Annotated in this window: 4 protein-coding genes and 1 rRNA gene; 3 read left to right on the top strand and 2 right to left on the bottom strand. The window is 59.5% G+C overall.

All coding sequences use genetic code 11. From position 1 onward, the window contains the following. The first annotated feature begins 9 nt into the window (after positions 1-9). Positions 10-122, top strand: a 5S ribosomal RNA gene (gene rrf, locus MJQ68_RS16970). Between the two features lie 136 nt (positions 123-258). Here rrf and uvrA read toward each other — a convergent pair. Continuing rightward, positions 259-3,084, bottom strand: coding sequence for an excinuclease ABC subunit UvrA (gene uvrA / locus MJQ68_RS16965; RefSeq protein WP_238752354.1), 2,826 nt, complete (start codon positions 3,082-3,084; stop codon positions 259-261). A gap of 209 nt (positions 3,085-3,293) precedes the next feature. On the opposite strand from uvrA, the gene MJQ68_RS16960 reads away from it, so the two are divergent. Together MJQ68_RS16960 and MJQ68_RS16955 are read left to right on the top strand one after the other, a co-directional pair. Further along, positions 3,294-5,099: an acyltransferase family protein gene (locus MJQ68_RS16960; protein WP_238752353.1), complete on the top strand. Its 1,806-nt coding sequence runs from the start codon at positions 3,294-3,296 to the stop codon at positions 5,097-5,099. Between the two features lie 46 nt (positions 5,100-5,145). Further along, positions 5,146-6,459, top strand: a complete 1,314-nt coding sequence (locus MJQ68_RS16955) for an ADP-ribosylglycohydrolase family protein (RefSeq protein ID WP_238752352.1) — start codon at positions 5,146-5,148, stop codon at positions 6,457-6,459. Here MJQ68_RS16955 and MJQ68_RS16950 read toward each other — a convergent pair. After that, positions 6,456-7,025 (bottom strand): carbonic anhydrase, encoded by a 570-nt coding sequence (locus tag MJQ68_RS16950; RefSeq protein ID WP_238752351.1) that lies wholly within the window; start codon positions 7,023-7,025, stop codon positions 6,456-6,458. The two genes, MJQ68_RS16955 and MJQ68_RS16950, sit on opposite strands and share 4 nt — an antisense overlap. Between the last annotated feature and the right edge of the window lie 89 nt (positions 7,026-7,114).

Here is a 7,114-nt window from a genome sequence, read left to right as displayed (position 1 = left end):
TACAAAGACTTTGGTGGCTATTGCGGGCAGGATCACCTCTTACCATTCCGAACAGAGAAGTTAAGCTGCCCAGCGCCGATGGTACTTGGACTTGATCCCGGGAGAGTAGGTCGCCGCCAATTTTATGGATGCCTCATCGCTACTGCAGCGGTGGGGCATTCTCCGTTTAAGGGGGGCGCGGGGGGAAGAACTCACCACGGAGGGACACGGATTAAAGCACAGATTGTAATCCGTGCCCAAAATCCGTGTAATCCGTGTTTAACCCAGATACCGCCCAGTATAACTACCCTCCACCCCAGCCAGCTCCTCCGGCCGGCCCTGAAAGATCAGGTGCCCGCCGTCGCGGCCTCCCTCGGGGCCCAGGTCGATGACGTAGTCCGCCGATTTGATCACGTCGATGTTGTGCTCCACGATGAGGACGGTGTGGCCATTCTCGACCAGCGCGTTCAGGGCGGTAAGTAGCACCTTTACGTCATGAAAGTGCAGTCCCGTGGTGGGCTCGTCGAAGATGAATACGATGTGCTCGCCCGCCTTCTCCTTGGTCAGGAAGCTGGCTAGCTTGACGCGCTGCGCCTCGCCGCCGGATAGCGTGGAGCTCGATTGTCCGAGGGTTACGTAACCTAGGCCTACATCCTCAAGGGGTTGTAGCTTTTTCACCACGTCAGCCTCATCGGCAAAGAACACGATCGCCTCCGCGATGCTCAGGTCCAGGATCTCGGCGATATGCTTGCCGTTGTACTGTACGTCCAGGATCTCCTTCTTGAAGCGCGCACCATTGCACTCTTCACAGACTAGCCGTACGTCGGCCAGGAACTGCATCTCTACGATCTGCTCGCCTTCCCCCTTACAGGTCGGACAACGACCACCATCCACGTTGAAACTGAAAAAGCTCGGCTTGTATCCGCGGATCTTGGCCAGCTGCTGCTTGACCATCAGGTTGCGGATGGTATCGTAGGCACCCACGTAGGTGACGGGGTTGGAACGACTGCTCTTGCCGATCGGACTCTGATTCACCATCTCTACCTGGGTGACCAGCTTAGTATCACCGTCCAGGCTGGTGAACGGGCCGGGAGCCTGCGAGGTGCCTTCCCCCAGGGCCCTGCGGAGGGCCGGATAGAAGATACCCTTGATCAGGCTGGTCTTTCCGCTGCCGGATACCCCGGAGACGACCGTGATCGCATTCAGGGGAATCTGTACGTCGATCTTCTTCAGGTTGTGCATGCGCGCGCCCGTTAGTTTGATCCAGTTGGTGAGGCGGCGGCGCTGGGCGGGTGGCTCGATGGCCATCGTCCCGTTCATGTATTTTGTAGTGAGGCTCTCGGTAGCCTCGTCGTAGATCGATGCGTACGGACCGGCGAAGATCACTTCTCCGCCGTACACGCCAGCCTGTGGACCTACGTCGATCAGGTAATCCGCAGCGGCGATGATGCCTTCCTCGTGTTCTACGACCAGCACGGTATTGCCAAGGTCGCGCAGTCGCCGAAGCACGGCTACCAGCCGTTCCGTATCTCGCGGGTGCAGACCAACGCTGGGTTCATCTAGGATGTAAAGGCTGGCAGTCAGGTTACTGCCCAGGGTGCGCGTGAGGTTGATGCGCTGACTCTCTCCGCCGGAGAGTGTATTGCTGAGGCGGTTGACCGTCAGGTAAGTTAGGCCCAGGTCGGTCATACTCTGGAGCCGGTTGTTGATCTCCAGGAGTAGACGGCGGGCAATGGTGGTATCGTGCTCGTTGAGGCGCAGGTCCAGGAAGTGCTGCTGGAGCAGGTCGATGGGTAGGTCTACCAGGTCCGTGATCGGCTTACCGTCGATCTTAACGTAGCCGGCTTCCTTGCGTAGGCGGCCGCCCTTGCAACTGGGGCAGAGGGTACGACCGCGGTAGCGGGCCAGCATCACCCGGTTCTGGATCTTGTAGAGCTTCTTCTGCAGTTCTTCGAAAAAGGCATGTATGCCCCCCGCGTGCCGGTTGCCGTCCCAGAGTACGGCCTTCTGTTCCGCCGTAAGGTCGCCGTAAGGAGTATGGACCGGAAAGCTAAACTTGTTGGCCACCCGCAGGAAGTTGCGCTGCCACTCTCCGTAGGTGTTTCCCGACCAGGGTACGACCGCGCCTTCGTAGACGGACAGGCTCGGATTGGGGATCACCTTATCCTCGTCGATACCCATCGTGCGACTGAAGCCCTCGCAGGTCGGGCAGGCTCCGAAGGGGTTGTTGTAGTTGAACAGGGCGGGGGAGGGCTCCAGGAAGGTCATCCCATCCAGCGCAAAGCGGTTGTTGAAGGCTTCCCACTGGCCGCCCTCCAGGCTCACGATCACCTCGCCCTCGCCCTCCGTGAAGGCGGTCTGGACGGAGTCGGCGATGCGCTTCGTGTTCTCCTCGTCTTCGGGGCGTACCACGAAGCGGTCGATGAGCACCATCATCTCTTCCTCCGTCTCCAGGGCATTGAGCACTTTGGCCAGGCTCGGCCGGTCGCTTTCGAGTACCTCATCGATCTGCTGGGGTTCGTCGTCTACCAGTACGCGGGTATAGCCCTTTTGCTGCAGGAGCTCCAGCTCGCGGCGTAGGGTACGGTCGCCGTAGGTACGCGGCACGGGAGCGTAGAGGTACATGCGGCTGCCCTCGTCCTGGCGGTTGATGTAGTCCACTACGTCGGCTACGGTGTGGCGGCGTACTTCTTCCCCGCTGATGGGGCTATAGGTGCGCCCCACCCGCGCATAGAGGAGGCGGAGGTAGTCGTAGATCTCCGTCAGCGTACCGACGGTAGAGCGTGCGTTGGCCGTAGTCGTCTTTTGCTCGATGGCGATGGCCGGGCAGATGCCGCGGATGTAGTCCACCTCGGGCTTCTTCATACGCATCAGGAACTGCCGGGCGTAGCTACTCAGGGATTCTACGTAGCGGCGCTGCCCCTCGGCGAAGAGCGTGTCCATCGTGATGCTCGACTTGCCGCTACCGCTCACGCCGGTCACTACCACGAGCTGGTTCTTGGGGATGGTGAGGTCTACATTCTTCAGGTTGTTGGCCCGGGCACCCTTGATAAAAATCGCGGTGCGCAGGTCGGCGGCCGTCTGCTCGTTTCGGTTCGTGGACATAGGGGGGGAACGGAAGGACACAGGGTGCGGTTTTGTGTAGTCACTTCTAAAGTGGGCGGGAACGCAGGTGCGATGAAATCTCTACAGGCAAACACACATGACTCCGTGCGCTTTTGGCGTTCAATACCCGTTGTCCAGTCGGGGGCGGCGTACTTTTGCGGCTTATGCCGCGGATCGTGTCCGGCTAAATCCATGAAATCAGCCACCAGTTGAAGTATAGAACCGACATTGACGGCCTACGCGCCCTGGCCGTAGTCTCCGTTATTCTCTTTCACCTAGGGTTCCTGCCTAACGGCTACCTCGGCGTAGACGTGTTCTTTGTCATCAGCGGCTACCTCATCACCAGCATCGTATACCGGGAGTCGGAGCAGGATAAGTTCTCCATCACCCACTTCTACATGCGGCGCATCCGGCGCATCATACCGCTGGTGCTCTTCATCACCGCGGTAGCCTTCGTACTGGGGCTCTGGCTCATGCTGCCGGACGATTTCGAGAACCTCTGTCAGGCCATCGTAGCCTCCAACGTTTCAGCCAATAATGTACTGATGTACATCACCAGCTCCGACTACTGGGCGGTAAAGAACGATTACAAGCCCCTCATGCACACCTGGAGTCTGGGTATCGAAGAGCAGTTCTACCTGCTATACCCCTTCCTGTTCTACTTCTTCAAGGGCAGCAAGGTGCACCGGGTTAAGTACATCCTCATCGGACTCACCGCACTCTCCCTGGGTGCATTTCTGCTACAGGATAACGTAGCCGCTAAGTTCTACTTCATCCAGTACCGCTTCTTCGAGCTGGCCATCGGGGGCCTGGGGGCCATCATGTTCCGCGACGCCCTGATCAAGAACTACCGTACGGGCCGCTTCCTGCTGTATGCGCTGCTGGCCATGATCGCCGTGATTCTGTACTTCCCCATCATCCCGAGCAACGACATCAAGGTGCTGCTGACCACCCTGCTCACCGTAGGTCTGCTGATCGTGGGTAAGGAGTACTTCGACAAGGATGCGTTCTACGAGGGCCTGATGGCCAATCCGGTAGCCCGCTACATCGGTATGATCAGCTACAGCCTGTACATGTGGCATCAGCTAATCTTCGCCTTTGCCCGCTACGCCTTCCTGGACGAGATTACGCCGGAGTGGGGCATAGCGCTCTCCGCCCTCACCTTCGTACTGTCCATCGCCACCTACTACGGCATCGAGAACGTCTTCCGGCAGCGCCGCGTGATGAGCACCCGGACCGTACTCTTCGCTACCGCGACGGCCTTCGTCGTCACCACGGCGGGCGCCTTCTACGTCTATACCCTGGGGGGAGTGGTCAAGGACTATCCGGAGCTGGGACTGACGCGCGCCGATGTGGCCAATGACCGCAATTTCTTCAGCGGATCGAGCAACATCCACATTCGGTACAACGAGCAGGTACGCCAACTCGACCGCGGCTTCGATGACCTGAGCAAGATCAATACCCTGGTACTGGGTAACAGCTTCGGCCGGGATGCGGCCAACATCCTCCTGGAATCCGCAGTAGCCGACCAGCTCGAAGTGCGCTACTTCGAGATCGGGCGGGCTATGGAAGACGACTCCTTGGCCATCCGAATGCAGCAGGCCGATAAGATCTTCATCGGTGCGCAGGGGCCCCTGAGTAAGGACTGGTTTGCCGAACTGGAACAACGCTACAACTTCCAGATCGACCGGGACAAGATCTGGGTGATCGGTACCAAGGACTTCGGCTTCAGCAACGGCATCAACTACAATCGCATTGATGCGACTACGGACTTCACCACCTACCGTACCCGTATGGAGGAGCACGCCACCGAGCGCAACGACGCCCTCAAGGCCGAGTGGCAGGACCGCTACATCGACCTCATCGAGCTACTCGGTGATGGCCGTGGCGACATCCTTGTCTTCACCCCCGAAGGGAAGTTCCTGAGCCAGGATACCGAACACCTCACCAAGTACGGTGCCCAGTACATCGCCAAGCGCCTGGATAGCCGGCTGGCACGAATCGTCGAAAGTTAGTCCGTGTGTACGCCCTAATTGCTCAAAAACGAGTAATTAGTGTACCATGCGCTACCTGCTCTTTCTCCTTCCCTTACTCTGCACCTGCGACCGCGCCCCGCTGTCTGACCGCGCGGAGGACCGTACGATAACCCTTTCCCGGACCGACTACGCCGACCGGCTCGCCGGATTCTGGCTCGGACAGTGCATCGCGAACTGGACGGGGCTGGTCACCGAGATGGATAAGATCGGCAATATCGGCGAACTCCAAACCGGTGCATTCTACACCCGCGACGACTGGGGAGCGCCGGATCAGCCCAGCATCTGGGGGGAAGGCGTGCCCAGTGACCTCTCCGCGACGATCGACTTCGTATTCGTAGACCCCGACAGTATCTGGGGGGCCGACGACGATACGGATATCGAGTATTTGTATCAGTACTTGCTGGATAGTCTCGGCACCACCCGCCTCACCCCGCAGCAGATCCGGGACGGCTGGCTCAAGCACATCGCCAGCGAGGAGGAAAATTACCTCTGGGTAGCCAATCAGCGCGCGTACGACCTGATGGAGGAGGGCGTACTGCCCCCCGAAACGGGCGATCTCAACCGCAACGAACACTACGATATGATCGACGCGCAGCTCACCACGGAGCTGTTTGGACTGTACGCGCCCCTGCACCCCGATGTAGCGCTGCAACTGGCGGACCTACCGATACGCACCGTAGCCCGGGGGAATGCGGCGCACATTGCGGACTTCTACGTGGTCATGTACGCCCTGGCCCCAGGAGTAGAACGGAACCGGCCGCTCGGTCCTCAGCTACTGGCCAATGCCGAACGGGCACGCACCTACCTGCCGGATACCTCCTATGCGGCCAAGATGTACGACGTTGCCCTGGCGCAGTACCGTAGCGGTCAGCCCTGGGAAGCTACCCGCGACAGCCTGTACCAGCGCTACCAGGTCGATCAGCGGGACGGCTACGAGCTGACCGCCCGGGAGCTGTACTGCAATGGTTGCTTTGCCGCGGGCATCAACTTCGCGGCCAGTCTGGTGAGCTTGTTCTACGGGGAGGGGGACCTGAAGGAAACCATCAAGATCGGAAGTCTGGCCGGCTGGGATAGTGATAACCCCACCGCTACCTGGGGGGGTATGATCGGCTTTATCCTCGGTGAGCAGGGGGTAGAGGACGCCTTCGGGCGTAGTTTTTCCGACCGCTACGATATTCACCGGACGCGCAGGAACTTCCCGAACGACGGCATCGACACCTTCGGGCGCATGGCCGAACGGGGCGTAGCTATCGTGGACCGAGTGGTCGTAGACGAACTGGGTGGAAAGCGGGCCGGAGATACCTGGACGATCCCGCTACCGGTGCTGACCGAAGACTAGTTCAGGATATCCACCTTGCCGGAGCCCAGGTGGTAGAAGGCCGGTACGATCTGCACCTTGCCCGCCGATACGGCATCGCGGATGATGTCGCTGCTGTCCTTCAGCTGCTTGGCCGTCAGACGAGCATTCTCCTTAACGACATCGTTGACGGAGGCACCCTCGGGGGCCGACTGGATGGCCGGGGTGATGTGTTCCACGAGGTGGTTCAGGTTCTTGCCGTTGTCGCCGCCCTTCATGGCTGCCGTTACCGCGCCACAGCTTTCGTGACCGAGCACCATGATGATACCCGTACCCAGGTTCGCTACGGCGTACTCGATACTAGCGATCGAGGAGCTGTTGGCGATGTTGCCGGCTACGCGGATCACGAATAGCTCACCTAGTCCGGCGTCGAAGGCTAACTCGGGTACGACCCGGCTATCGGCACAGCTCAGGATGATGGCGTAGGGCTCCTGGCCGGAGGTGAGGGAGTTGCGGCGGTTAGAATCCTGCAGCTGGCCGTCCAGCTTATCGTCTACGAAGCGGGCGTTGCCTTCCTGGAGGCGGGTAAGAACTTGATCTTGGGTCATGGATAGTGTATTGAAATGGAGTAGGTGGTACGAGGGCGGAAGATAAAAGGTTTACTCCCGACGTACAAAAGGAGGTCCGACACTGGGCC

The sequence above is a fragment of the Neolewinella maritima genome (assembly GCF_923081025.1).
Taxonomy (GTDB): domain Bacteria; phylum Bacteroidota; class Bacteroidia; order Chitinophagales; family Saprospiraceae; genus Neolewinella; species Neolewinella maritima.
This window is presented reverse-complemented; position numbering and strand designations above follow the sequence as displayed.

Bases quoted from the DNA above. Each gene is read 5' to 3' on its own strand.
- MJQ68_RS16950 (WP_238752351.1), bottom strand. From the start codon at position 7,025: ATGACCCAAGATCAAGTTCTTACCCGCCTCCAGGAAGGCAACGCCCGC.
- MJQ68_RS16955 (WP_238752352.1), top strand. From the start codon at position 5,146: ATGCGCTACCTGCTCTTTCTCCTTCCCTTACTCTGCACCTGCGACCGC.
- uvrA (WP_238752354.1), bottom strand. From the start codon at position 3,084: ATGTCCACGAACCGAAACGAGCAGACGGCCGCCGACCTGCGCACCGCG.